The following is a 22,301-nucleotide window of genomic DNA, read 5'->3' as shown; positions in this document are numbered from 1 at the left end:
CTGGCCAAATGCCTGTGGGGAGTCTATAAAAATAGTAAGAGGTTGTATGTTATGAGCGGGCAAAATATCGAGGAAATTGTAAGGCATGAGGTTGCTGAGCCAGAGGTACGCACAGAAAATAAACTGCCAAGAAAGTACAAAGTAGTGTTGCTCAACGATGATTATACGCCGATGGATTTTGTTGTTGATGTACTGAAACATTTTTTTCATCTAAACGAGGAAACTGCTGTTCAGGTGATGTTACAGGTTCACATCCAAGGAAAGGGCGTGTGTGGTGTATTCACACGAGACATCGCAGAAACTAAAGTCGCTCTGGTAAATGAATATGCCAGAATGAATCAGCACCCATTGCTATCTAGCATGGAACCGGAATAATTTGTTGTGGGCTGAAGAGGAGCAACGACAATGTTAAACAAAGAACTTGAATTCACCTTGAACCTTGCCTTCAAGGAAGCAAAAGAAAAGCGTCATGAATTTATGACCGTTGAACACTTATTGTTGTCATTGCTTGATAATCCAGCTGCTGGAAATGTGTTACAGGCTTGTGATGCCAACATAGATGCGTTACGACGTGACTTAGTTGAATTTATTGACGAAACCACTCCCAGAATTCCCGACGATGAATTAGATCGAGAAACACAACCTACATTAGGGTTCCAGCGCGTATTGCAACGTGCAGTATTCCATGTACAGTCAGCAGGTAAAACCGAGGTAACTGGCGCAAACGTCCTCGCTGCTATTTTTAGTGAACAAGAAAGTCAAGCTGTATATTTCTTGCGTCGTGAAAATATTACACGTCTTGATGTGATTAACTACATTTCTCATGGTGTATCTAAGTACCAAAATAATGATATGCACGAGAATATGAATTCATCAATGGATGAAGATATGGGCGCTGCAGAAGGTAATGAGTCTCCTCTAGAGAGCTATTGCACGAACCTTAACAAACGTGCGAAACAAGGTAAGATTGACCCCCTCATCGGGCGTCATGAAGAAGTTCAACGTACAATACAAGTACTTTGCCGTCGTAGAAAAAACAACCCATTATTGGTTGGTGAGGCTGGCGTTGGTAAAACGGCTATTGCTGAAGGGCTTGCGCGTCGCATTGTTGACGGTGAAATACCTGATGCTATCCGTGATTGTATTGTTTACTCACTTGACTTGGGTGCTTTGCTCGCAGGTACCAAGTATCGCGGGGACTTTGAGAAACGCTTGAAAGCGGTACTCAAGCAATTAAGCCAACAAGAAGGTGCTGTTTTATTCATCGATGAAATTCACACGATAATTGGAGCAGGAGCTGCTTCAGGTGGCGTGATGGATGCGTCTAACCTTATCAAGCCTTTATTGGCAAATGGCGAATTAAAATGCATTGGGTCAACAACTTATCAAGAATATCGTGGTATTTTTGAAAAAGACCGTGCCTTAGCTCGACGTTTCCAAAAAATCGATATTCCTGAACCTTCAATTGATGAAACTTTTGAAATATTAAAAGGTTTAAAAGGCCGCCTAGAAGAGCATCATGGCGTAAAATTCACAATTCCTGCGCTTAAAGCCGCAGCTGAATTATCTGCTAAATACATTAACGACCGTTTCTTGCCTGATAAAGCGATTGACGTAGTTGATGAAGCAGGTGCATACCAAAACTTACTCACTGCGAGTAAACGTAAAAAAATTATTAGCGTCACTGAAATTGAGAGTGTGGTTGCGAAAATTGCGCGTATCCCAATTAAGAAAGTATCTGCACGTGATAAAGATACCTTGCGTAATTTAGAGCGTGATTTAAAACTCTTGGTTTACGGACAAGATCAAGCAATTGTTGCTTTGTCTTCTGCAATTAAACTGGGACGCTCAGGGCTTAGAGAGCCTCAAAAACCAGTAGGATGCTTCTTATTTGCTGGTCCAACTGGTGTGGGTAAAACAGAGGTTACACGCCAATTAGCGAATGTCTTGGGTATTGAATTGCTACGCTTCGATATGTCTGAATACATGGAGAAACATACTGTTTCACGTTTAATCGGGGCTCCTCCAGGATATGTTGGTTATGATCAAGGTGGTTTATTGACCGAAGCCGTAACTAAAAATCCTCATGCAGTCTTACTGCTTGATGAAATAGAGAAAGCACATCCTGATGTCTTTAATCTGCTACTGCAAATCATGGACCATGGAACCTTAACAGATACTAATGGCCGTCAAGCTGATTTTAGACATGTTATTCTCGTAATGACGTCTAATGCGGGTGCTAGTGAGTTGGTTCGTAATTCAATCGGATTCTCAACTCAGGATAATAGCAACGACGGGCTGGAAGTAATTAAGAAACAATTTAGCCCTGAGTTTAGAAACAGATTGGATGCCATTATTAATTTTGCTCCGCTAGATTCTGTGACTATAGGCTTAGTTGTTGACAAGTTTATTATGGAATTAGATGAGCAGTTAAGTCATAAAGGCGTTACCTTTGATGTAGACAAACCCGCACGTGAATGGCTAATTGAGCATGGATATGACAAGGTAATGGGCGCAAGACCTATGGCTCGGTTGATTCAAGAAAATGTGAAAAAACCACTCGCCGATGAGCTCTTGTTTGGTAAATTAATACATGGTGGCCATGTGACATTAAAAGTTAAAGATGGTAAGTTACACTTCGATAGCCATGATCATAGAGAGGGCGTTGTTTAAATGGCGTTGACTGTAACTGTAATTGCTAAAAATGAAGAACGAAATATTAGGAGATGCCTGGAATCAGTACAGTTTGCTGATGAAATTATTGTTCTGGACTCGGGTAGCACGGACAATACCGTTGCAATCGCGAAAGAATATACAGAACATGTTTACTCAACAGACTGGCCTGGTTACGGGGCCCAAAAACAGAGGGCTCTAGCAAAAGCCACTGGAGATTGGGTCTTAAATCTTGATGCTGATGAGGCAGTAAGTGAGAAGCTGAAGCAGGAAATAATGCAGGCAATGGTATTGGATGAAGCTGATGCATACCGTGTGGCAATTCAAATGTACTTCTACAATCAACCCTTAAAATACTCTTCTAGTCCCAAACGTCATGCACGTTTATATAAGCGTCATGGAGCACATTTTAGTACGGACATCGTCCACGAAAAAATTGTTCTTCCTGAAGGGGCGCGAATTGGAAAACTTAAAAATTGCATTATGCATCATTCATTTAAAGATGTGAGTCATGTACTTTACAAAATGAATAAATATTCTTCTTATAGTGCAAAAACCTACATAGTAAAACAAAGAAAAGCAAGTTTCCCCAAAACTCTGGCTAGTACTTCATGGATGTTTTTTAGGTGCTACATATTACAACGGGGTTTTTTGGATGGTAGAATTGGTTTTTTGTTTTCGGTGTTCAATGCTCAAGGTACTTTTTATCGAGGGATCAAGCAGCTATACCAGGATAGCAACATCGAGCAATTACCCAACCTGACCACAGCTAATGAGGACTTAGTGTGAAACAACTCTGTTCGGAAGAAAAAAGCGTATTAATAGCACCTTTTTTTATTGTTTTATTTGTCTTTTTTGTGCCTATTAGTTCCAGTTTAAAATCAATTATGGCGGGGATAGCGCTAGTTGCACTGCTCTTAACTCCATTCTACAGAAAGCAAGTATTGGGCGCTTACAATAGTTTATGGGGCTGGGCTGGTATTGCCTTGTTTGCTTACGTGCTTCTTGGTTGTTTATGGTCTGAGGCGCCGTATCATTTACGGTTTACAGTAGTAGATAAGTATTCTAAAGCACTTTATCTACCCATATTGGCGGTGGGATTTATTCATCCTAAAACCAGACGTTGGGCTTTTAATGCTTATTTTGCCTCCATGTTAATTACCTGTGTTCTTTCTTTTTTAAAACAGAAAGGTATGATTGTCCTCAATAATCCAGTCGATACGGGTGAGGTGTTCCACAATCATATCGTTACCGGATTTATGGTGGCTTTAGCGGTTTATTTTGCAGCGATCATCTCTTTAGAACCTCAAGTGGGTAAGTGGCAGCGCATATACTGTTGGCTGATGATTGCTGTGGGAAGTTACCAAATATTTTTCCTCAATACGGGAAGAACAGGTTATTTCATTTATGCTTTTCTGATGCTTTTCTTAATTGTACAAAAGTTCCCATTAAAGAAAGCGGCTTTAGGGGTGACCTTGCTGGTTGCATCAATTGGATTGGTTTATTTGGCAAGCCCATTAATGCAGTTACGTACGGGTATTCTTATTAGTGATATTGAGTTTTTGAAAAAGCATGAAGAAAATACTTCTTTAGGTTATAGAATGCAATTTCATAAATATGCTCGTTCCTTGTTTGAACAGCATCCGATTTTTGGTATCGGTACCGGATATTTTAAATATAGTTTCCATCGTGATAAGCCAGTTCCTGGTTGGGAAGAAAAGCTTAATGAGCCTCATAGCCAATATTGGCTTGCCTTAGTTGAAGGCGGTGTTGTTGGGCTAATGTTTTACCTGACATTTATAGGTTCGTTGGTTATTTTGGCATTTAAGCAAAGTAAAACAATGCGGCTTATGATGCTTGGCCCATTAATTGCGGTATGTTTTGGTTCTTTTTCAGATAGTATCTTCTGCTATTCACCGGTAGGAAGTATCTTAGTTGTAATTTGCGCTATGGGATTTGCTGAGTTATTAGAGAAGAAAGCCACAGCTAGAGCTTTTGTAAAAGAAAATGCATATCCATCCTCTCATACTGCTGAACTCGCGGTTTAAATTATAAGGGTAGGTTGGGCGCATGGCCCCAACCTACCCAACATGGTAAAACGCCCTTTAAGCACTAAAACTCCGCCAGTGAAATTGGCCATAAATGATGAAAGTGATGCACCGGCCCATGTCCTTGCCCCACGCTATTATCTTTAGCAGCTTTAATTGCCTCAAATAGATAGTTTTTTGCTATTGAACAAGCTTTTTGCATGGGGATCTTTTGTGCTAAGCAAGAAGTAATGGCTGCCGAAAGGGTACATCCTGTGCCATGGGTATTTTTAGAATTAATGCGTGTGCTTTCAAACCAATGATACTCACCATTGCTGCTCATCAACAAATCATTCGATGTGGAGGAGGTTAAATGGCCACCTTTAAGTAAGACATGTTGAGGCCCCAATGCTAATAATTTTTGTCCTACAAGAAACATTTCTTCTGCCGATTGCGCATCTAACCCCGTAAACGTATGTGCCTCAGGAAGGTTGGGGGTAATTAACCTAGCTAAGGGTATGAGCTCAGAAATGAGCGTATCAACTGCTTCAGGTAATAAAAGTGGATCGCCGCTTTTAGCAATAGTAACCGGATCGACGACAATCGGGATGTCTTGAGCATGCTGCTTTAGAAATGCAGCAACTAGCTTGATAATGTCACTATTAAACAACATACCAATTTTAATTGCGTCAGGCCTAATGTCATCAAAAATAGCCTGCAGCTGTTCTTCAATAGCTTGTAAGGGGATTGCATAGCAACTTCTTACGCCACAGGTATTTTGCACTGGCAAGGCCGTGAGTACGGTCATTCCATAGCAGCCAAAGGCTGAGAAGGTTTTTAAATCTGCTTGAATGCCAGCGCCACCAGAACCATCAAATCCAGCTATGGATAAAGCTTTGTATTGCATGCTAGCATCCTTTAATCGCTTGATTAAAAAAATCCCAGTTGGGCTGATATAAATTATCAATAAATAATTGTCTAAATGACCCTGGGACTTGGGTTTGCTGATGTGTTTGCTGACCACATAAGCTAAAGTATGCAGTAGCGTGGACTGAGGCTTGAAACATGGTGGGATTCGAGGCAACAAAAGCACTAAGAACGGCTGTCATGGTGCATCCCATACCTGTTATTCGGGGCATCAATTCCGAGCCAAAAGTGAGCATTTCCTCTTGTTTACCATCCGTAATGAAATCTTCAGGACCACTCACCACAACTATTTTATGATGTTGTTGGGCGAGGGTGCGTGCACTGCTCATGGCTTTAAACACTGGATCAGAAGATTCAACGCCTTTTGTGGCACCATTTTCCCCTGCTAATGAAATGATTTCACTAGCATTTCCTCGAATCACTTGGGCTAGGGGGAGCAGTTCCAATGCTGCAGCGGTTCTAAGCTTGCTGGCTCCTGCTCCTACTGGATCGAGAACTATGGGTTTATTTAAATAGTTGGCAATTTTAGCAGCGAAAAGGGCGCGTGCCATGAAGGCATCATTGAGCGTACCAATGTTGATGTAAAGTGCATGGCTTATGCTAACGAGTTCTTCAATTTCCTCACGTGATTCAGACATTAATGGCGCAGCGCCTAAGGCTAAAAGTGCATTAGCCATAAAGTCCATAGTGACATAATTCGTCAAACACAGGACTAATGGCTGTACGTGTCTTAACTGAGTAAGAGTTGATTGGATTTCATTGATCATGGGTATACATCTCACAGAAGGTCTTATGCTACCAGGCTGCTATTCTGTCTGTAGGGGTTTGTAGCGAACATTCCTCAGAAACAGAACCGTCATTACAAACAACGAGGCCATTAGGGGCTGTAAGCGAATTTACAACACCACCTTTCCATAAACAACAACCACGTATCAATTGTAAGTCCATTACGGCATGCTGGGTGCAAAAACAAGTCGAGTAAAAGCCATTATTACATACCATACGCCCCGCAGATGAGTCACAGTAATTAATACCACCCATTCCACCACAACAAGCGCTGGGATTCTCTTTAGCAAATACAGGGGTAACCAGTAGGCTGCTTAGTGCACCTACGAGAAATAGTCTTTTAATTGATAGCATCTTGATTTCTCTGATGATTTATTAATCCTAGAATAGCATAGACTTCAGAGCAAGTGTAGCCTGGCTTAACAAGGAAAATCGTCTCTTTAAATGGGCAAATTTAGTGTATTTTGAGCAATAGTTGCATTTTTCTAAAATGAAATTAACATGGAAATAACCTTAAAAAAACTCCCGATCGTAATCATGTCCAATAAATTGCCTAATTCTATGGGATCCCAATATTTATGGAGCACTAGTTGGGGGTTAATTAAAGATTACTTTTTTAATTCTGATGAAAAGCCGCGCGCTTGGCTTTATTTATTAGCCATTGGTTTGTGCACCATTTCACTTGTTGGATTAACGGTCACCATGGCTTGGTTGTCTGCCGCATTTTGGCAAGCCTTAACAGCAAAGGCGCTTATTCCTTTTCTTTTTTCTATAGGGCAATTTGCATTCATTGTAAGCACTTATGTAGGCGTGCATATTTTAAAAGATTATTTTATGGGGAAGTTGTCTATTTTTTGGCGTACCTGGCTAACAGAAAAAATAATTAATAAGCTTTTCTCCAGTGAAAATAACTATCTGGATTTAAAACGATTTCCTAGCAAAGTCGATAATATTGCTCAACGCATTCAAGAAGATGTAAAAATTTTCGTAAAGCTAACCATTGAGTTGGTCGGCGATTTTTTAAAGTCAGTGCTCAGTTTGGGAATGTTTGCTGGTACTTTATGGGTTGTTGGTGGTTCTTTATCTGTTGCTGTTTCCGGCCTGACTATTGTGATTCCTGGCTATTTATTCTGGAGCGCTTTAGTGGTTGCAATGGCGGCTACGCTGATTGCTAATTCGATTGCAAAATCAATGGCTGAAACCAATCATAACGCTGAAAAAGCGGAAGCAGATTTACGCCAAAATATAGTAGAGGTTCAGAAGGAGGCTGAAAATATTGCAGAAGAACACGCGGAGCGCTATTACAAAATATCAATAAAAAATAAAATTAATGAAATTAATCAGCGTGCCAATCAAAAATTGGGTATTGGTTTAAAGTTGGATGCATTTCAACATTTCTATTCTCAATTAGCTGAGCTTTTACCTACGTTAATCGCAGCTCCCTTGTATTTTGTGGGGCTTATCGAAATCGGACAATTGATACAGGTAGGTGTGGCGTTTACACAAGTAAACTCATCGCTTAGTTGGTTTGTATGGGCTTACGATGAACTGGCCAAATATAAAACGAGTATTAAACGCATTACTGAATTACAAATCTCTTTAGAGAGGGATGGGCTAAATGCTCATCCTAAAGCAATTATCAGAAATGAGCATAATAAAGACTCAATTAAAGTGAAGCATTTAAATATTTTGCATCCCCAGGCCACCAGTACTGCACATATCATGCGTAATCTTAATTTAAAGTTAAAACCAGCGGAGGATGTCTTAATTAAAGGAGAGTCTGGGCTTGGTAAGAGCACGTTTTTTAAAACGATTTCTGGAACTTGGGGTTACGGTGATGGGGTAGTTCTATTACCTTCTGGAAAACGCTTGTGTTTTTTACCACAAACACCGACCTTAACTCATGATACCTTAAAAGCAATTTTAGCTTATCCTGACCCCGTAGAGACTTATACAGAGGAACAATATGTTATGGTTTTGCATAAAGTAGGGGGGATGCAGGATTTTATCCCTAGACTCGGTGAAAAGTGTATTTGGGAGGGGGAATTATCAGGAGGGCAGAAACAAAGAATCGCTTTTGCACGTGTCTTACTCAAAAAGCCAGATTGGGTCTTTTTAGATGAAGCGACCTCTGCTCTGAAGAGCATGTTTATCGCACGCTAAAAGAGTCAACTGGCGCGACTTTAGTGAGTATCGCACATCGACGTACGGTCGAGAAATATCATTCGCGAATCGTTTTGTTTCGCGCGAAGGATAATCGGGAAATTGAAGTGAGTGAAGAAATGGCGAGGGTGGCTGAGACTATTTGAGCTTATAGCGAGCTCGTTATCATGTAGGCGAGGCTATATTGCTTGCGCTACCAGCTTACTGCTGATATAGAATCTGTACATAATTTGGGTAATAGGTAAATAAATAGCTCGTAGCTAATCCCGCCAATAAACCAAAAAAGTGAGACTCCCAAGAGACGCCTTTCTTTCCTGGGAAAATACCAAAGAAAATACCAGCAAAGTAATAAACACTGAGCAGGCCTAAAATAATTGTGGTCACGGTGCCTGTTTGATAAAGATTAAGAACCAAAAAACTCCAGTAGCCGGTTATAACGCCACTTGCACCAACATGCACGGCCGATTTGGCAAAGCACCATACACAAATCCCTGTGAGTAGGGTAATGATTAATGTCACAGCAATATAATAATACAGGCCGTTAATTAAAATAAAATTACTCAATACAATTAATGGGATACAGTTAAAAAATAGATGATTGAAATTCAAATGTAATAAGGGTGCCAAAAGTATTCCCGGCACGCCTTTGAGACGCCTTGGTATAATTCCCAGTAATAACAGGCGGCGGTCCAGCCGAGTAAGAAAGAAAATGATCCATAGAGTAATTACAATAGTAGCCAATATGGAACTATTCATTTTTGTTTGGCTAATAATTAAATTAAGACTGTCAGTTAATTCTTCAAGCATGGTCTTGCTCTAATCCTTTAATGTTTTTTACTTCACATGAAAGTTTACCTTGGGCTAAACGTACTTCAATTGTATCGCCAATCTTGGTTTGTTCAGCTGAAAACAGCACCTTCTCTTTTAGTGTAGCAATTGCATAACCTCTATCCAGTGTAGCTAAGGGACTGACTGCGTGCAAGGTGGACATTAGTGTCCTCATTTGAAATTTGAGCTGACTCAGCTTGTTTTGCATCTGTTGAGTTAATTGTATGGTTTTCTGTTGTAGTTGATTTTGCGCATGCTGAATTTGTGTCTTTGGATTATGGGTGTTTAATTGATGAGCACACAAGTTCAATTGATGGGTTTTCTGTTTGACGATTTGGTTCATACTTGAAATTAACTGTCGCTCTAAATAATCTGTAGTTTGCCAATAGCTTGAAATTGCTTTTTGCGGCGAAGAAATTTTATCCATCAAATGGCGCAGCTTAATTTGATTCTTTTGTAAGTGTCTATGGATGGCTTCTTGCAAACGTAGCATCGAATGGTTTAATGATCTTAATAGTTCCAGAGAGTCAGGGGTTACTGCGGTTGCTGCCGCTGTGGGGGTTTCTGCACGGTAATCGGCAACGAAGTCAGCAATGGTGAAATCAGTTTCATGGCCAACTCCGGATACCAGCGGAATGCTACTTTGGGCGATTTGTCGGGCTAATTGTTCATCATTAAATGCCCATAAATCCTCAATACTTCCACCACCACGCGCAAGGATGAGTACGTCACAGCATTTTTCTGCATTGGCACGTTGGACTGCTTTAATCAGTTGTTGTGCTGCTCCTGCTCCTTGAACTTCACTTGGATAAATAAATACCTTCGCTAAGGGGTAACGTCTCGCTAAAGTCGATAAAATATCACGAATCGCAGCTCCGGTTGTTGAGGTAATCACGCCGATGCTTTGTGGCATACTGGGAAGTGATTTTTTCTTATCCGGATGAAATAGCCCTTCGCTCGCCAGTTTATTTTTTAACTCTTCAAAGCGTTGATACAAGGCACCAAGGCCGGCTTCTGTGATTTGGTCAACGATTAATTGGTAATCTCCGCGTGCCTCATAAAGGCTTAATCGACCACTGGCAACCAGATGTTGGCCATCGCACAGTTTTGAGGCAGAAGAGCCAAAATGGCGATTTTTAAAAAACACACAACGGATTTGGGCGCCACTGTCTTTTAGGGTAAAGTAAAAATGTCCTGATGCCGGTTTACTTAAATTAGAAATCTCTCCTTCTACATGAACAATTCCTAATTCATTTTCAAGGTAACTTTTCACCTGCCTGTTGAGCTGGCTGACAGTAAGTACTGAAACCGGTGTTTCCATAAAAAATTGTTCACAATCTAAAGAAGTAGTGCGTATCTTAGCAAACTATTATTTGCATCCCAAACAGAATTACTAGTTAACACAGGAAAAAAAAGCCGCAATGATCCTCTGTAGATGCGGGTTAATGCGGTACAAATATTGGCAATCGCCACCATATTACGTTATCATCGAAGGATTCGATAAAACCTGAATAAAAATAAAAATGAACAGTAGCAAAACCAATTTCTTCAAAGCATCTTTTTGCTTATTTGCCGCTTTTTCTGTGGCAAGCTGTGTTGATTTGTCGAGAGCTAAATACCATCCTGCTAAGAAAAAGCTTCTAGTGCAAACTAATGCTACGGGAAAAAAAGTAGCGCACGCTAAACACGCTCAACTTTACCGTGGTGAAGTTCATACCATGCTTGGAGGATTAGGGGTTTTCAGTACCGGCATGCAAGAGTTAAGCGACTCTGTAGAGGCAACTTATCACATTCCTGCTCCAAGTGGCATGTGGTATAATGCGGGTGCTGTATCTCGTACTCTTATCAGTAATCACTACAAATCTAAAAATCCTAAACCGATCGTTCTTGTGGGACATTCTTTAGGGGCTAATGAACAAATCAAGGTAGCACGTAATTTAAATAAAGCCGGAGTTCCTGTTGATTTGCTGGTTACGGTTGATGCGGTATCACAAACTGTTGTGCCGCCTAACGTGAAGCATGCAATGAATTTTTACAAAACTGGTTATGTACCCATGTTTAGTGGTTTAAGACTTCGAGCTGTTGATCCTGCCAAAACACAAATTGACAATATTGATGTTACAAAAATCAAAGGGGTAACGGTTAATCATTTCACAATTGATAAACACCCCGCGGTACAAGCAATGATAATGGAAGAAGTTAAAAAGGTAACAAGTAATGCAAATAGAGCAAAAGCCTAAGGGTATTTGTCAGCCCCGAGTCTGTGTCATCGGTGCAGGCCCTAGCGGGCTTGCCGCAATAAAAAACTTGCAAGAGCAAGGGGTTTCTCAGATCACTGTATTTGAAAAAAATAATCAAATTGGCGGTAACTGGGTCTATGATGAAAACAATGATCATTCCAGTGTGTATGAAACGACTCACATTATTAGTTCAAAGCGTTGGTCTCAATTTGAAGATTTCCCAATGCCTGAATCGTACCCTGATTATCCTTCGCATAGGCAAGTTTTGGCCTATTTTCAGAATTATGCCAGTCATTTTGATTTAGAGAAATACATTCGCTTTAATACCTCTGTATTAAAAGTCGAGCAAAATAGCCAAAAACAATGGAAGGTAACCTATCAAGATGAGCAGGGGACTCACGAAGAGACGTTTGATTACCTTTTGGTGGCGAATGGGCATCATTGGGATCCATTCACGCCAGAATATCCCGGCCATTTCGAGGGCGAGGTCATGCATTCTCACCAATATAAGAAAGCCTCTGTTTTCTCCGGTAAGCGTGTGTTGGTTATTGGAGGGGGGAATTCTGCGTGTGATGTTGCGGTAGAAATATCGCGAGTATCTCCTGAAACTTATATTAGCATGCGTCGTGGTTATAATATTTTTCCAAAATTTGTGTTTGGTAAGCCCACGGATGATGCCGTTGCGAAAACTCGCTGGATGCCTGCGGGATTGCGCCAAAAGCTTTTTAAGCTGGTCATTCGAGTATTGCAGGGACGGTATGCTAAGTATAAGTTGCTGGATCCTGATTGTGGACCTTTGGAAATTCATCCAACAATTAATTCGGAATTATTGTATTTTATCCGTCATGGAAAAGTACGCCCACAACCTGGGATTACTCATTTTGAAGGTAAAAAGGTACATTTCACTAATGGTAAACAACTTGAGTTTGATACGGTAATCTATGCCACCGGTTATAAAATAAGTTTTCCCTTTTTTGATAAAGAGTTGATTGATTTTAGTGGGTCAACGAAGGTGCCTTTGTATCGTAAAATGATGCATGCTGATTTGGATAACCTTTATTTTATTGGTTTATGCCAACCACAAGGTTGTATCTGGCCATTAGCTGATCATCAATCAAAGATTGTTGCACGTATCATTATGGGAACCTTGGAACGACCAGAACAATTGCATCAGAAAATTGATCAGGAAATGAATAAACCACATTACCGATTTAAGTCACATATGCGCCACGCCTTAGAGGTGGATTACCATATGTTTCGTCGTGAATTGTTAGATATGCTAGGTTAAATAGGCGTGTTATTTCCGCGCGCGAAATGATGAACGTCATATCTAAGAATCAGTTTAATGGTACTTTATAAAAAAGCTATCCTGCCTGCAACTGTATCTTCCAATTTCAATCTACGCACCGCGGCTTGTCCGCGGCGTTTGGCGTTTTAAATAGATCTCCAATAAAAGTTTATACTGCGCAGCAAACACCCGGATTAATACTGTTTGTGAATAATAGACAAACCACAGCAGCCTCTACAAGTACAAATTCATCACACACAATACCAAAGATATAGTATTAACATACATACGAACGAAATTCAGCGGATTTCGCTCGTATCTTATTCTTTATACTAAGATTTTCTGCGAGATTCCTGGCGTTTGATTAAAGCCGTCATTAACTTTTCAATATTGGTTGCATGAGGATTTTGTTGGTCTACAATAGCTTGTGTACGCTCTTCACAATATCCTTTTACTTCTTTATCTGGGAAGATATAAAATTTCTTTTGAGCTGCTTCGTGCACAATATGCTGCGCTATATCTATTGCAGGCCGTGAATGGGCTAACAAGGATTGGAGTGCGCCATGTAGGCTTGATTGACTTTCTGCAGGATTTGAGAGTAATCCTGTATCAGTGAACGATGGAAATATTACAGAGACATCAACCGGTTTATCTAAACGATTCAAATCGAAATATAATGATTCTGATAAAGCCAAAACAGCGTGCTTGGACATAGAGTAGGGGGCTGTTTGTGAGCCTGCACACAAAGCGTATAAGCTTGCCATATTAATAATGTGTGACCGAAAATTTTGTTGAAATAAAAAGGGCGTAAACGCTTGAATTACATGCATCATTCCATGCAAGTTAACATTCATGACTTGTTTGACCTGTTCTGCATTTAAATCCCAAACAGGGGCTAGTTGGCCAATAATACCCGCATTATTATAGAGCCAATCGATACGACCTAATTCTTGCTGCGTTTGTTGGGCTAGAGCGTTTACTTCATCTGTCTGAGTCACATCGCAGGCAATAGCAAGAATTTTTCCCGGAAATTTAGTTTGGAGTAGTTCGGCTTCCTGGTTGAGCTTAAAGCTGTCTTTATCAACCATAACCACAGTATTATCTTGTTCTAAGTGAACTTGGGTTAATGCTAAGCCTATACCATTGGCAGCGCCTGTAATTACAGCTACTTTCATGTATCAAACACCTTTTTTAGGTAAAACCCGATTTTGCTATACTTTAGCTACAGAGTGCAAACAATAAGGAGCTATTTTGAAAAACAATGGCGAAATACCTGAGCCCAATGAGATTCCTGATTCTCCTGATGAATATCCATCAAATCCAGAACCTATTGAGCCAGTGGATCCTAATCTTCCTGAGCCAGAGCCCGCAGATACGCCGGAGCCTTCAGGGGATTAAAGGAAATAATATAGACATTATTCGTAGGCTGGGCTGTGAAGCCCAGCATTGGGAATTGCTTCGTGCTCTGTTTGCTGGGCTTGACAGCCCAGCCTACGTTTAGGCACGAGTAATCAAATGCTGCAAAGCAGAATTGATACTCAAATAAATTGCCATAAAAAATAGGAGGGTTATCAATAAAATTTTTAGGGTGGATTTTATTTTTTCTGGGTGTTTATTGGTTAGAAAAAAAGAGTAAGCGCCTAAAAAACCACAGGCGGCTCCTAAAAGTGTTCCACCGACTACATCTACAAACCAGTGAACTTGCAACAATACACGGGAAATTGCTTGTAGAAAAATCCATATGCAGGCGAGGGCGATGACAGGCCATTTGGATTTTATTTGATTACAAATCAATGCAGTAAGGAATATCGTATAGGTGGCGCATAATGTTACATGCCTACTGGGAAATGCATAGCTCTCTGATGCATTTGTAAAGGAGACCTCGGGCCGGGGAAATGCAATCAAATTTTTGAAAAAATAAGCAAGAAAAGCCGTAATCGCCATAACTCCTATTAAATGAAGCGCTAAATTCGTTTCTTTTTTTAATAGCAGTATTACTCCCGCACCTATAAATGTAGGGATGATTATAAATTTGTTTCCGAATAATGAGATTAATGTGCTGAAAAAGTCTGTATACGAATTTTTTATCTGTTGACTGAAAATAAAAATATTATGATTAATTGACAAAAAAGAAGCCTGTTGATAGATAGCAAAGATAAGGCAGCTGAATAAAAAGAAACAAAATATTCCTCTAAGTAAATACATATTCTGTATTTTCTTGTTCATCCATTTTCCTTGTTATGTTGGCGTTGATTTAATTTTAGTATAGGTAAAATATGCAATAGCCAAAATAGCACCCGAAATGCCCCCTATGAAAAGCTCGACAAGCACAGACATGAGAGAAGATAGGTTTTGGGTATGATGGTGAATAGCCGGTATTTCATGAGTAATAATACTTCCCCCCACTAAAAACATGGCAATTGTTCCTATCACACTTAAAATTTTCATAAGTATTGGGGCGGTATTAATTAAAAGCATTCCAATTTTTTTAAGTAGATGTTTTTTTTGAAGCAGAATCAAGCCTAAATCATCTAATTTAACGATGCATGCTACCAAACCATAAACACCAAGAGTCATAATTATTGAAATGATGACTAATACAAGTATTTGGTTAATAAATGATGAAAAGGCAACTATACCTAAAGTTATGATAATGATTTCGGCTGATAAGACAAAATCTGTGCGTATGGCACTCTTAATTTTATCTTTTTCAAATTGATTTATATCGATATTTTCAAAGTCCTTTGCGTCGAACTCACTTTTTTTATGGATAAACTTCGCTATAATTTTTTCGAAGCCTTCAAAACACAAATACAAGCCTCCTAAAATCAACAAAATACTCACGAGCATCGGAGCGAAAAAATTTATAAAAAGGGCGAAAGGAATTAATATTAATTTATTAACAGCCGACCCCTTTGCTACGGCTCCTATAACAGCGAGTTCTCTATGCGCATGAATTCCTATCATTTGTTCTGCATTGAGTACCAGATCATCGCCTAACACTCCTGCTGCTTTTTTAGTTGCTATTTTAGTCAGGATTGCTACGTCATCGAGCGCACTTGCAATATCATCAAGGAGTGTTAACAAACTGGTTGCTGCCATATTTAATTTATCCTTTAATTGAGCGGCTGCTCTATAAAATATTAAATAAAATTCAATATACTATCAAAAGTGTTTCTCATACTTAAAAGGAATATAGGCATGAACAATCCAACTTACAATTTATTTAGATATTTCTTTATTTAATTTGCTATCTTGGTGATGTTGCTGGATTACTTGCTATAATTTTACTATGTATGGAAATTACTTGCTTAAGGAATAGATTATGAAAAAACAAAAAAAGGAACATCCAGAAGTCACTGATATTGAAAATATTTGTGAAATAACACCTAAAAGCCCACAAACAGATAAGGTCTGTGAGCAAGTGAAAAAGCACTCTGGCTCTAAACAAAAAAACAAATCAGATTTTGAGCCTGGAAGGCATTAAGCTATTTTCGAAGAATGATTTTTGGCTTATTTTCCAGTAATCAACTGTGTTAAAGCGGAACCAATGTCTTTTGCTCGCATTAAACTTTCACCGATTAAAAATGTATTAATCCCATTAGCCTGCATTAAGGCTACATCGGTGTGAGTATTAATACCACTTTCAGTAATAACTATTCTATCCTGAGGAACTACATCCTTTAAATTAATGCTTAATTGAATGTCGGTTTTAAAGGTATGCAGGCTACGATTATTTATTCCCATAAGTGGCGTGGGTAAATGCAAGGCACGTTCTAACTCTTCTCGAGTGTGGCTTTCCACCAGAACGGCCATGTTTAACTCTTGCGCTAACTGACAATAATCAGCAAGCTGTGCATCATCAAGCAAAGCTACGATTAATAAAATACAATCAGCACCTAATGATTGGCTTTCATAGATTTGGTATTCATCGAGGATAAAATCTTTCCGTAATACCGGTAATTCACAATGTGATTTCGCGAGAGCTAAATAATCTGGATGGCCTTGAAAAAATTCAATATCGGTTAGTACCGATAAACAACGAGCTCCATGTTGCGCGTAGATTTCAGCGATTTGCGCTACATCAAAATCTTCTCGGATCAAACCTTTACTCGGTGAAGCTCGTTTTATTTCCGCAATAATAGCTGCTGTTGTACTGGCTTTTAGGGCCGCAATAAAATCACGGCGTTCCCATTGGGATTGTTCTAGTGAGTTTTGTGGACGTACTTTTTTCGCTTGGGCGATCTCATTTAATTTATGCTGGGCAATGCGTTCTAAAACACTATTCATGATGTGATTCTTTATTTAAAGTTTGAGTTAATTGGCAAAGTTGCTGAAAACATTGTGCGGCTCGGCCGCTATCTAAGGCTTCTTTGGCCTGTTCAATAGCTTGAGTAAATGAAAGCTCTTCTTTGGCGCAGTAAATTGCTGCAGCAGAGTTTAGCAATACCATATCTCGGGCAGCACCTTTCGCGCCGGAAAAAACAGATTGGATAATGGCTAAGCTTTGGCTTGGCGAATCAACAATAATGTCATCCAGCGAGCCGTGGTGGATATCATAATCAGCAGGGATAATCGACCATTCATGAAAACCACCTTGATGATACTCAACCACTTGGGTAGGAGCGGCAATACTGATTTCATCCATGCCATCTTGAGAGCTAATCACTAAGGCACGTTCACTCCCCAAATTTGCAAGCACGGTAGCTAAAGGTTTTTGCCAGCCTGTTGAAAAAACCCCAACAACTTGTCTTTTTACGCGAGCAGGGTTGATTAATGGCCCTAATAGATTAAACAGCGTACGAATACCTAATTGCTGGCGTGCTGTACGAGCGTGTTGCATGGCTGGGTGGTAACTTGGAGCAAATAAAAACGCAAGATTGCATTCATGCATGCACGTTTTCATATGTTGGTCAGAAAGATTGAGTACAAAGCCTGCCCGTTCGAGCAAATCAGCACTGCCACTGCGACTGGAAACAGAACGATTGCCATGCTTGGCTACGGAAACTCCGGCAGCAGCAACCACAAAACTGCAGGCAGTGGACACGTTGAAGGTGTTTTTACCATCGCCGCCAGTCCCCACAATATCAATCAAATTATCCCCTAATTCAATCGTATGCGCCAATTCCTGCATAACCTTTGCAGCGGCAGTTAGCTCACCTGCAGTTTCTCCTTTAGTGCGCATCAGTGCTAAAAAAGTAGCAATTTGCAGGTCATTATATTGGCCAGACATGCAGGCATGAATTACATCATGCATTTGTTCTGCATTTAATTCCTGTTTTGCGATTAATTGTTCAAATAAAAGATTAGGTTTCATAGGTTAAGAAATTCTCTAATAATTGCTGACCATACTGACTTAAAATTGCTTCAGGGTGAAATTGTAGCCCAAAAACAGGATATTGACGATGCGAAATTGCCATAATTGTGTCATCCACCCAGGCATCAATAGACAAGCAATCGGGTAAGCTGGATGCTTCGACGGCAAGAGAGTGGTAACGGGTTGCTTGAAACCCTACGGGAACATTATGAAATATGCCTCGTTGATGGTGTTGAATCAGCGATGTTTTTCCATGCATGATTTCAGGAGCTGAGATAATTTGGCCACCAAATGCTTGCGCAATACATTGATGTCCTAAACAAACTCCTAAAATAGGAATTTCTTGGTGAAACTCATGGATGGCTGCTAGAGAAATACCTGCATCATCGGGGCCTTTAGGGCCGGGAGAAATAACCAGATACTCAGGTTTTAAGTTACGTATTTGTTGTATGCTTATTTGATCATGTGTCGAAACATGTACTTCCTGATTTAAGCATTGGAAATATTGCACGAGGTTATAAGTAAATGAATCATAATTATCAATAATAAGTAACATGATGATGTTCTATAAAGTAAAATCTTCGCCGAGATAAACTGCTCTAACTTGTTGATTTGCAAGAATAGTTTCTGGGGAGCCTTCACAGAGTATTTTTCCCTGGCTCACAATATAGGCTCGCTCACAAATATCTAGTGTTTCTCGGACATTGTGATCTGTAATTAAAACACCAATGCCTTTATTACATAAATGTTGGATAATTTTTTTAATATCAATTACGGAAATCGGATCAACCCCTGCAAAGGGTTCATCAAGAAGGATGAATGAGGGTTCAATTGCCAAGGCACGGGCAATTTCTACACGTCTGCGCTCTCCCCCTGATAATGCCATACCCATGCTATTACTAATATGCGTAATATGAAATTCTTGCAGTAACAGATCCAGCTTTTCTTCCCGAGCCTGCTCATTTAAATCGGGTCTAAGCTCTAAAATAGCCATAATATTTTCAGCTACTGTCAGCTTACGAAATACCGAAGCCTCTTGAGGCAAGTAGCTAATTCCCATGCGGGCACGTTGGTGCATGGCATGGGAGGTAATATCTTGGTTGTCGATGATAATTTGGCCTTCATCACAAGACTGTAAACCCACGATCATATAAAAGCAGGTGGTTTTCCCCGCACCATTTGGACCTAATAAGCCTACACATTCACCTTTTTTGATGTGGATGCTTACCCCATTGACCACTGTTCGCGATTTAAAGGATTTTTTTAGGTTTCGCGCTTCTAATAAATTCATAGAGATTTCTTTTCAGGATGATAAATTATAGTTATTCTTTGTTTTTTATCACCATTAGACAGAACGTGCTGTTTGATGGTGTCATAGCGTATTTTAGCTGCTGAAAATGAATCATTTCCTTGTTCTACGCGGGCATTTCCAATGAGCTCAATGATGTGAGTTAATGGATAATAGCGTATGGTATCGGCATAGGCATGCATTGGCGGCTTTTTCGGATCGGTTGTTGTCCAGTAATGGGCTTGTTTGCCATCACTGCCTTTGGCGATTGCTAAAACCAGTTGGTTTTTCTCGTTGCCCTTAGTGATCGCTTTCGCTGCCTGTAAATTGGTTGTGCCTTGTATTAACTCCACGTTACCAATATAAACGCCTTTATGATTTTGTTGATTCAAATCCGCTGAATCCGCCTGCACGTGCATTACCTGCTCTCTATCAGTGGATAGGGCATAGCTAGGGCATGCCAAAATACATACAGCACTATACAGAATACCTTTAACCATTTGCTGGAACATAGCTTCCTCGTGCTTGATGAAGTAATTCTACTCTTTTTTCGTCCAGATAGGCATTCATTCCTTTGGATTGAATAATGTTACCTGGTTGTTCATAGGTTACAAGCAGATCAGTAGATGCTTTTTTCTCATTAGGATAATAAGTTACCTCTTCAGTTTTTAGAGTACTTCCTTGAACATTATCCCCTTGAGTTTGATGTACAATTACATCACCGATAAAAACGATTCGTTGCCCACCATCAAAGGATTTAGCGTGATTTGAACGTATATCCCAAGGTGGCTGCTTATCTTGGCTTACTAAAATATGTGGCTTTTTAAAAAAATACATATCGCCTTTTTGAACGTGCCGCATCTTTGGCGTTGCCAAAAGAGTTGTTAGGGAGCCTTTATCGTCAAATTGACGTACCTTCACACGAGAAATAGTCGTGTCAACGGAGTTGGCTAAAGTTTCACTATCCAAGCGCAGGAGGCGTGACGAATGACTGTAATACCACCCTGAACCTGCTAGGGCAATGAGTACGAGAAAAAACCAAATACCTTGTTTTGCTGCATTCATTATTTTAGATAACCTTTTATCGCCAAGTCCATTTTGTTTTGCGCGTTGAGAATAAGGTCGCATAGTTCACGGACAGCCCCACGACCTCCAGGATGTTCTGTTTGCCATACGGCTATTTCTTTAACTGCAGGCACGGCATTCGCTACCGCGACACCCAAACCTACTTTTTGTATCAATGGCATATCAGGAAGATCATCGCCAATATAGGCGAATTGTTTGTCTTCAAGATTTAATGTTTTTTTCAATTGCTCATAGGTGTCTTGTTTATTTAACTGATCTTTATAGTAATGCTTGATGCCCAATTGCTGCATGCGGTGATCCACGACTGCATTGCGAGAGCCAGTGATCACGGCCACATCAATTCCTACGGTCATAAGTAATTTTAAACCTACACCATCATGAATATGGAATGTTTTTAGCTCATTAAAATGATTATCGATGTATAAGAGGCCGTCAGTGAGTACGCCATCCATATCGCAAATAAGGCATTTAATTTGTTGTGCTTTTTCGATTAGTTTATTCATTTAAAAAACACCTGCTTTTAACAAATCATGAAGATGAACTACCGCAACAGGGCGGTTATGTTCATCTGCTATTACTAATGACGTAATACTGTGCTTTTGCATTACTGCTAATGCTTCTGCTGCAAGAATTCCCGGACGAATGGTACGTGCATTTCGGGTCATTACGTTTTTAAGTGGTGTAGTATTTATATCACACTGTCGGGTTAAGGTGCGGCGAATATCACCATCAGTGTAGACCCCAACCAGATAACCTTTGGAGTCTGTAACACATGTCATTCCGAGTTTTTTATCTGTTACTTCAATCAATGCTTCGCTGACGGTTGCATTTTCGCTAACTAATGGCAATTCATTGCCTTGATGAGCAATATCATCAATGCGCAGTAACAGACGTTTGCCTAAAGAACCTCCTGGATGTGATAAAGCAAAATCTTCCTCACTAAAACCGCGGGCTTGTAATAGGGAAATAGCTAAAGCATCTCCCATAACTAAAGCAACCGTAGTGCTTGTGGTTGGCGCAAGGCCTAAAGGACAGGCTTCTTGTTTAATGCTCACATCCAAATTAACATCGGCAGCACGGGCCAGAATTGATTCGCTATTACCTGTTAAGGTAATTAGGGGTATTTCCATACGTTTTAATAAGGGGAGTAGGGTAACGAGTTCGGCAGTGTTCCCTGAGTTAGAAATAGCAATCACCGCATCTTGGCGAGTGATCATTCCTAAGTCGCCATGACTTGCTTCGCCGGGGTGCATAAAAAACGAAGGGCTGCCGGTACTTGCTAAGGTTGCGGCAATTTTATTGGCAATATGTCCCGACTTACCCATGCCCGTAACAACAATTCGCCCTTTGCAAGCAAGCAATAATTCGCAGGCTTTGGCAAAGCGCTCATCAATACGTTGGGTTAATTCAAAGACAGCTTGTGCCTCAGTTTCGATGACAGCAAGTCCAAGTGTGCAAAAATTCATAGGCTACTATTTGTTTCCTTTTTGTTTAGTTTTCATTCTAACATAATGACTCGTCGTTGCAAAACCGTGGTCGTTTTTACTCATAAAAATAGCGCCCTCTGCTTTTAGCACCGCGAATTTAGTCTGACTGTTATTGTGCTCTACAATGCCACGAAAATCATCGAACGTTAATATGTCTATAAAATGACAAAGCCCTTTTATGCGCGTGTCAT

General features: G+C 40.1%; 25 protein-coding genes. 9 read left to right on the top strand and 16 right to left on the bottom strand.

Annotated elements, in window-relative coordinates; genetic code table 11:
- The first annotated feature begins 51 nt into the window (after positions 1 to 51).
- Genes clpS through J2N86_RS11090 form a run of 4 tightly spaced genes read left to right on the top strand, consistent with a single transcriptional unit; the run spans position 52 to position 4,721 of the window.
- Entirely contained in the window at positions 52 to 375 is a 324-nt protein-coding gene (clpS, locus tag J2N86_RS11105) for an ATP-dependent Clp protease adapter ClpS (RefSeq protein ID WP_252579535.1), read from the top strand.
- A gap of 30 nt (positions 376 to 405) precedes the next feature.
- Positions 406 to 2,673, top strand: a complete 2,268-nt coding sequence (clpA, locus tag J2N86_RS11100) for an ATP-dependent Clp protease ATP-binding subunit ClpA (protein ID WP_252579534.1) — start codon at positions 406 to 408, stop codon at positions 2,671 to 2,673.
- Complete coding sequence (locus J2N86_RS11095) at positions 2,674 to 3,462, top strand: glycosyltransferase family 2 protein (RefSeq protein ID WP_252579533.1); 789 nt, start codon at positions 2,674 to 2,676, stop codon at positions 3,460 to 3,462.
- The gene (locus J2N86_RS11090; RefSeq protein WP_252579532.1) at positions 3,459 to 4,721 is read left to right on the top strand and encodes an O-antigen ligase family protein; all 1,263 of its coding nucleotides are present in this window, start codon (positions 3,459 to 3,461) and stop codon (positions 4,719 to 4,721) included. Before J2N86_RS11095 ends, J2N86_RS11090 begins: the two co-directional genes overlap by 4 nt.
- Positions 4,722 to 4,785: 64 nt before the next feature.
- Here the strand turns inward: J2N86_RS11090 and thiD are convergent, their stop codons facing one another.
- The 3 genes from thiD to J2N86_RS11075 are packed head-to-tail and all read right to left on the bottom strand — an operon-like array spanning position 4,786 to position 6,767.
- On the bottom strand, positions 4,786 to 5,607 hold the full coding sequence (thiD, locus tag J2N86_RS11085; RefSeq protein WP_252579531.1) for a bifunctional hydroxymethylpyrimidine kinase/phosphomethylpyrimidine kinase: 822 nt from the start codon (positions 5,605 to 5,607) through the stop codon (positions 4,786 to 4,788).
- Position 5,608: 1 nt separating this feature from the next.
- Positions 5,609 to 6,394, bottom strand: coding sequence for a hydroxyethylthiazole kinase (thiM, locus tag J2N86_RS11080; protein ID WP_252579530.1), 786 nt, complete (start codon positions 6,392 to 6,394; stop codon positions 5,609 to 5,611).
- 28 nt (positions 6,395 to 6,422) lie between these two features.
- Positions 6,423 to 6,767 (bottom strand): neurogenic locus notch, encoded by a 345-nt coding sequence (locus J2N86_RS11075; RefSeq protein WP_252579529.1) that lies wholly within the window; start codon positions 6,765 to 6,767, stop codon positions 6,423 to 6,425.
- A 147-nt stretch (positions 6,768 to 6,914) separates the two neighbouring features.
- On the opposite strand from J2N86_RS11075, the gene J2N86_RS11070 reads away from it, so the two are divergent.
- Positions 6,915 to 8,576, top strand: a complete 1,662-nt coding sequence (locus tag J2N86_RS11070) for an ABC transporter ATP-binding protein/permease (protein WP_252579528.1) — start codon at positions 6,915 to 6,917, stop codon at positions 8,574 to 8,576.
- A 201-nt stretch (positions 8,577 to 8,777) separates the two neighbouring features.
- Here J2N86_RS11070 and J2N86_RS11065 read toward each other — a convergent pair whose 3' ends face one another.
- Together J2N86_RS11065 and xseA are read right to left on the bottom strand one after the other, a co-directional pair.
- Positions 8,778 to 9,383: a rhomboid family intramembrane serine protease gene (locus tag J2N86_RS11065; RefSeq protein WP_252579527.1), complete on the bottom strand. Its 606-nt coding sequence runs from the start codon at positions 9,381 to 9,383 to the stop codon at positions 8,778 to 8,780.
- Positions 9,376 to 10,725 carry an exodeoxyribonuclease VII large subunit gene (gene xseA, locus J2N86_RS11060; RefSeq protein ID WP_252579526.1) on the bottom strand — a complete coding sequence of 450 codons (1,350 nt, stop codon included), beginning with the start codon at positions 10,723 to 10,725 and terminating at the stop codon, positions 9,376 to 9,378. Before xseA ends, J2N86_RS11065 begins: the two co-directional genes overlap by 8 nt.
- A gap of 202 nt (positions 10,726 to 10,927) precedes the next feature.
- On the opposite strand from xseA, the gene J2N86_RS11055 reads away from it, so the two are divergent.
- Together J2N86_RS11055 and J2N86_RS11050 are read left to right on the top strand one after the other, a co-directional pair.
- Positions 10,928 to 11,644, top strand: coding sequence for a hypothetical protein (locus J2N86_RS11055; RefSeq protein ID WP_252579525.1), 717 nt, complete (start codon positions 10,928 to 10,930; stop codon positions 11,642 to 11,644).
- On the top strand, positions 11,622 to 12,932 hold the full coding sequence (locus J2N86_RS11050; RefSeq protein ID WP_252579524.1) for a flavin-containing monooxygenase: 1,311 nt from the start codon (positions 11,622 to 11,624) through the stop codon (positions 12,930 to 12,932). The genes J2N86_RS11055 and J2N86_RS11050 overlap by 23 nt, the downstream gene beginning before the upstream one ends.
- 332 nt (positions 12,933 to 13,264) lie before the next feature.
- On the opposite strand, the gene J2N86_RS11045 is transcribed toward J2N86_RS11050, so the two are convergent.
- Positions 13,265 to 14,107: an SDR family NAD(P)-dependent oxidoreductase gene (locus J2N86_RS11045; RefSeq protein ID WP_252579523.1), complete on the bottom strand. Its 843-nt coding sequence runs from the start codon at positions 14,105 to 14,107 to the stop codon at positions 13,265 to 13,267.
- 76 nt (positions 14,108 to 14,183) lie between these two features.
- Here J2N86_RS11045 and J2N86_RS11040 point away from each other — a divergent pair, with 76 nt between their 5' ends.
- Positions 14,184 to 14,330, top strand: coding sequence for a hypothetical protein (locus J2N86_RS11040; RefSeq protein WP_252579522.1), 147 nt, complete (start codon positions 14,184 to 14,186; stop codon positions 14,328 to 14,330).
- A gap of 99 nt (positions 14,331 to 14,429) precedes the next feature.
- Here J2N86_RS11040 and J2N86_RS11035 read toward each other — a convergent pair whose 3' ends face one another.
- The gene (locus J2N86_RS11035) at positions 14,430 to 15,158 is read right to left on the bottom strand and encodes a phosphatase PAP2 family protein (RefSeq protein WP_252579521.1); all 729 of its coding nucleotides are present in this window, start codon (positions 15,156 to 15,158) and stop codon (positions 14,430 to 14,432) included.
- A 12-nt stretch (positions 15,159 to 15,170) separates the two neighbouring features.
- Positions 15,171 to 16,034 (bottom strand): DUF808 family protein, encoded by an 864-nt coding sequence (locus J2N86_RS11030; RefSeq protein WP_252579520.1) that lies wholly within the window; start codon positions 16,032 to 16,034, stop codon positions 15,171 to 15,173.
- Between the two features lie 223 nt (positions 16,035 to 16,257).
- Between J2N86_RS11030 and J2N86_RS11025 the strand changes: the two genes are divergently transcribed.
- Positions 16,258 to 16,419, top strand: a complete 162-nt coding sequence (locus tag J2N86_RS11025) for a hypothetical protein (protein ID WP_252579519.1) — start codon at positions 16,258 to 16,260, stop codon at positions 16,417 to 16,419.
- Between the two features lie 26 nt (positions 16,420 to 16,445).
- Here the strand turns inward: J2N86_RS11025 and trpC are convergent, their stop codons facing one another.
- Genes trpC through J2N86_RS10985 form a run of 8 tightly spaced genes read right to left on the bottom strand, consistent with a single transcriptional unit; the run spans position 16,446 to position 22,089 of the window.
- A complete protein-coding gene (gene trpC, locus J2N86_RS11020) occupies positions 16,446 to 17,222 on the bottom strand; it encodes an indole-3-glycerol phosphate synthase TrpC (RefSeq protein ID WP_252579518.1) in 777 nt (258 codons plus the stop codon).
- Entirely contained in the window at positions 17,215 to 18,249 is a 1,035-nt protein-coding gene (gene trpD, locus J2N86_RS11015; protein WP_252579517.1) for an anthranilate phosphoribosyltransferase, read from the bottom strand. The genes trpC and trpD overlap by 8 nt, the downstream gene beginning before the upstream one ends.
- On the bottom strand, positions 18,239 to 18,805 hold the full coding sequence (locus tag J2N86_RS11010) for an anthranilate synthase component II (RefSeq protein WP_252579516.1): 567 nt from the start codon (positions 18,803 to 18,805) through the stop codon (positions 18,239 to 18,241). Before J2N86_RS11010 ends, trpD begins: the two co-directional genes overlap by 11 nt.
- A gap of 9 nt (positions 18,806 to 18,814) precedes the next feature.
- Complete coding sequence (gene lptB, locus J2N86_RS11005; RefSeq protein ID WP_252579515.1) at positions 18,815 to 19,540, bottom strand: LPS export ABC transporter ATP-binding protein; 726 nt, start codon at positions 19,538 to 19,540, stop codon at positions 18,815 to 18,817.
- On the bottom strand, positions 19,537 to 20,049 hold the full coding sequence (gene lptA / locus J2N86_RS11000; protein ID WP_252579514.1) for a lipopolysaccharide transport periplasmic protein LptA: 513 nt from the start codon (positions 20,047 to 20,049) through the stop codon (positions 19,537 to 19,539). Before lptA ends, lptB begins: the two co-directional genes overlap by 4 nt.
- Positions 20,030 to 20,602 (bottom strand): LPS export ABC transporter periplasmic protein LptC, encoded by a 573-nt coding sequence (gene lptC, locus J2N86_RS10995; RefSeq protein WP_252579513.1) that lies wholly within the window; start codon positions 20,600 to 20,602, stop codon positions 20,030 to 20,032. Before lptC ends, lptA begins: the two co-directional genes overlap by 20 nt.
- Positions 20,602 to 21,126, bottom strand: a complete 525-nt coding sequence (locus tag J2N86_RS10990; protein ID WP_252579512.1) for a KdsC family phosphatase — start codon at positions 21,124 to 21,126, stop codon at positions 20,602 to 20,604. Before J2N86_RS10990 ends, lptC begins: the two co-directional genes overlap by 1 nt.
- Complete coding sequence (locus J2N86_RS10985) at positions 21,127 to 22,089, bottom strand: KpsF/GutQ family sugar-phosphate isomerase (protein ID WP_252579511.1); 963 nt, start codon at positions 22,087 to 22,089, stop codon at positions 21,127 to 21,129.
- Positions 22,090 to 22,301 lie beyond the last annotated feature (212 nt).

This window comes from Legionella lytica (assembly GCF_023921225.1).
In the GTDB taxonomy this organism is placed as follows: Bacteria; Pseudomonadota; Gammaproteobacteria; order Legionellales; family Legionellaceae; genus Legionella; species Legionella lytica.
The sequence above is the reverse complement of the archived record's forward strand: the minus strand, read 5'-3'. Positions and strand labels throughout refer to the sequence as shown.

Coding starts and splice junctions, on each gene's coding strand:
- clpS (WP_252579535.1), top strand. CDS start 52: ATGAGCGGGCAAAATATCGAGGAAATTGTAAGGCATGAGGTTGCTGAG.
- clpA (WP_252579534.1), top strand. CDS start 406: ATGTTAAACAAAGAACTTGAATTCACCTTGAACCTTGCCTTCAAGGAA.
- J2N86_RS11095 (WP_252579533.1), top strand. CDS start 2,674: ATGGCGTTGACTGTAACTGTAATTGCTAAAAATGAAGAACGAAATATT.
- thiD (WP_252579531.1), bottom strand. CDS start 5,607: ATGCAATACAAAGCTTTATCCATAGCTGGATTTGATGGTTCTGGTGGC.
- thiM (WP_252579530.1), bottom strand. CDS start 6,394: ATGATCAATGAAATCCAATCAACTCTTACTCAGTTAAGACACGTACAG.
- J2N86_RS11075 (WP_252579529.1), bottom strand. CDS start 6,767: ATGCTATCAATTAAAAGACTATTTCTCGTAGGTGCACTAAGCAGCCTA.
- J2N86_RS11070 (WP_252579528.1), top strand. CDS start 6,915: ATGGAAATAACCTTAAAAAAACTCCCGATCGTAATCATGTCCAATAAA.
- J2N86_RS11065 (WP_252579527.1), bottom strand. CDS start 9,383: ATGCTTGAAGAATTAACTGACAGTCTTAATTTAATTATTAGCCAAACA.
- xseA (WP_252579526.1), bottom strand. CDS start 10,725: ATGGAAACACCGGTTTCAGTACTTACTGTCAGCCAGCTCAACAGGCAG.
- J2N86_RS11055 (WP_252579525.1), top strand. CDS start 10,928: ATGAACAGTAGCAAAACCAATTTCTTCAAAGCATCTTTTTGCTTATTT.
- J2N86_RS11050 (WP_252579524.1), top strand. CDS start 11,622: ATGCAAATAGAGCAAAAGCCTAAGGGTATTTGTCAGCCCCGAGTCTGT.
- J2N86_RS11045 (WP_252579523.1), bottom strand. CDS start 14,107: ATGAAAGTAGCTGTAATTACAGGCGCTGCCAATGGTATAGGCTTAGCA.
- J2N86_RS11035 (WP_252579521.1), bottom strand. CDS start 15,158: ATGAACAAGAAAATACAGAATATGTATTTACTTAGAGGAATATTTTGT.
- J2N86_RS11030 (WP_252579520.1), bottom strand. CDS start 16,034: ATGGCAGCAACCAGTTTGTTAACACTCCTTGATGATATTGCAAGTGCG.
- J2N86_RS11025 (WP_252579519.1), top strand. CDS start 16,258: ATGAAAAAACAAAAAAAGGAACATCCAGAAGTCACTGATATTGAAAAT.
- trpC (WP_252579518.1), bottom strand. CDS start 17,222: ATGAATAGTGTTTTAGAACGCATTGCCCAGCATAAATTAAATGAGATC.
- trpD (WP_252579517.1), bottom strand. CDS start 18,249: ATGAAACCTAATCTTTTATTTGAACAATTAATCGCAAAACAGGAATTA.
- J2N86_RS11010 (WP_252579516.1), bottom strand. CDS start 18,805: ATGTTACTTATTATTGATAATTATGATTCATTTACTTATAACCTCGTG.
- lptB (WP_252579515.1), bottom strand. CDS start 19,540: ATGAATTTATTAGAAGCGCGAAACCTAAAAAAATCCTTTAAATCGCGA.
- lptA (WP_252579514.1), bottom strand. CDS start 20,049: ATGTTCCAGCAAATGGTTAAAGGTATTCTGTATAGTGCTGTATGTATT.
- lptC (WP_252579513.1), bottom strand. CDS start 20,602: ATGAATGCAGCAAAACAAGGTATTTGGTTTTTTCTCGTACTCATTGCC.
- J2N86_RS10990 (WP_252579512.1), bottom strand. CDS start 21,126: ATGAATAAACTAATCGAAAAAGCACAACAAATTAAATGCCTTATTTGC.
- J2N86_RS10985 (WP_252579511.1), bottom strand. CDS start 22,089: ATGAATTTTTGCACACTTGGACTTGCTGTCATCGAAACTGAGGCACAA.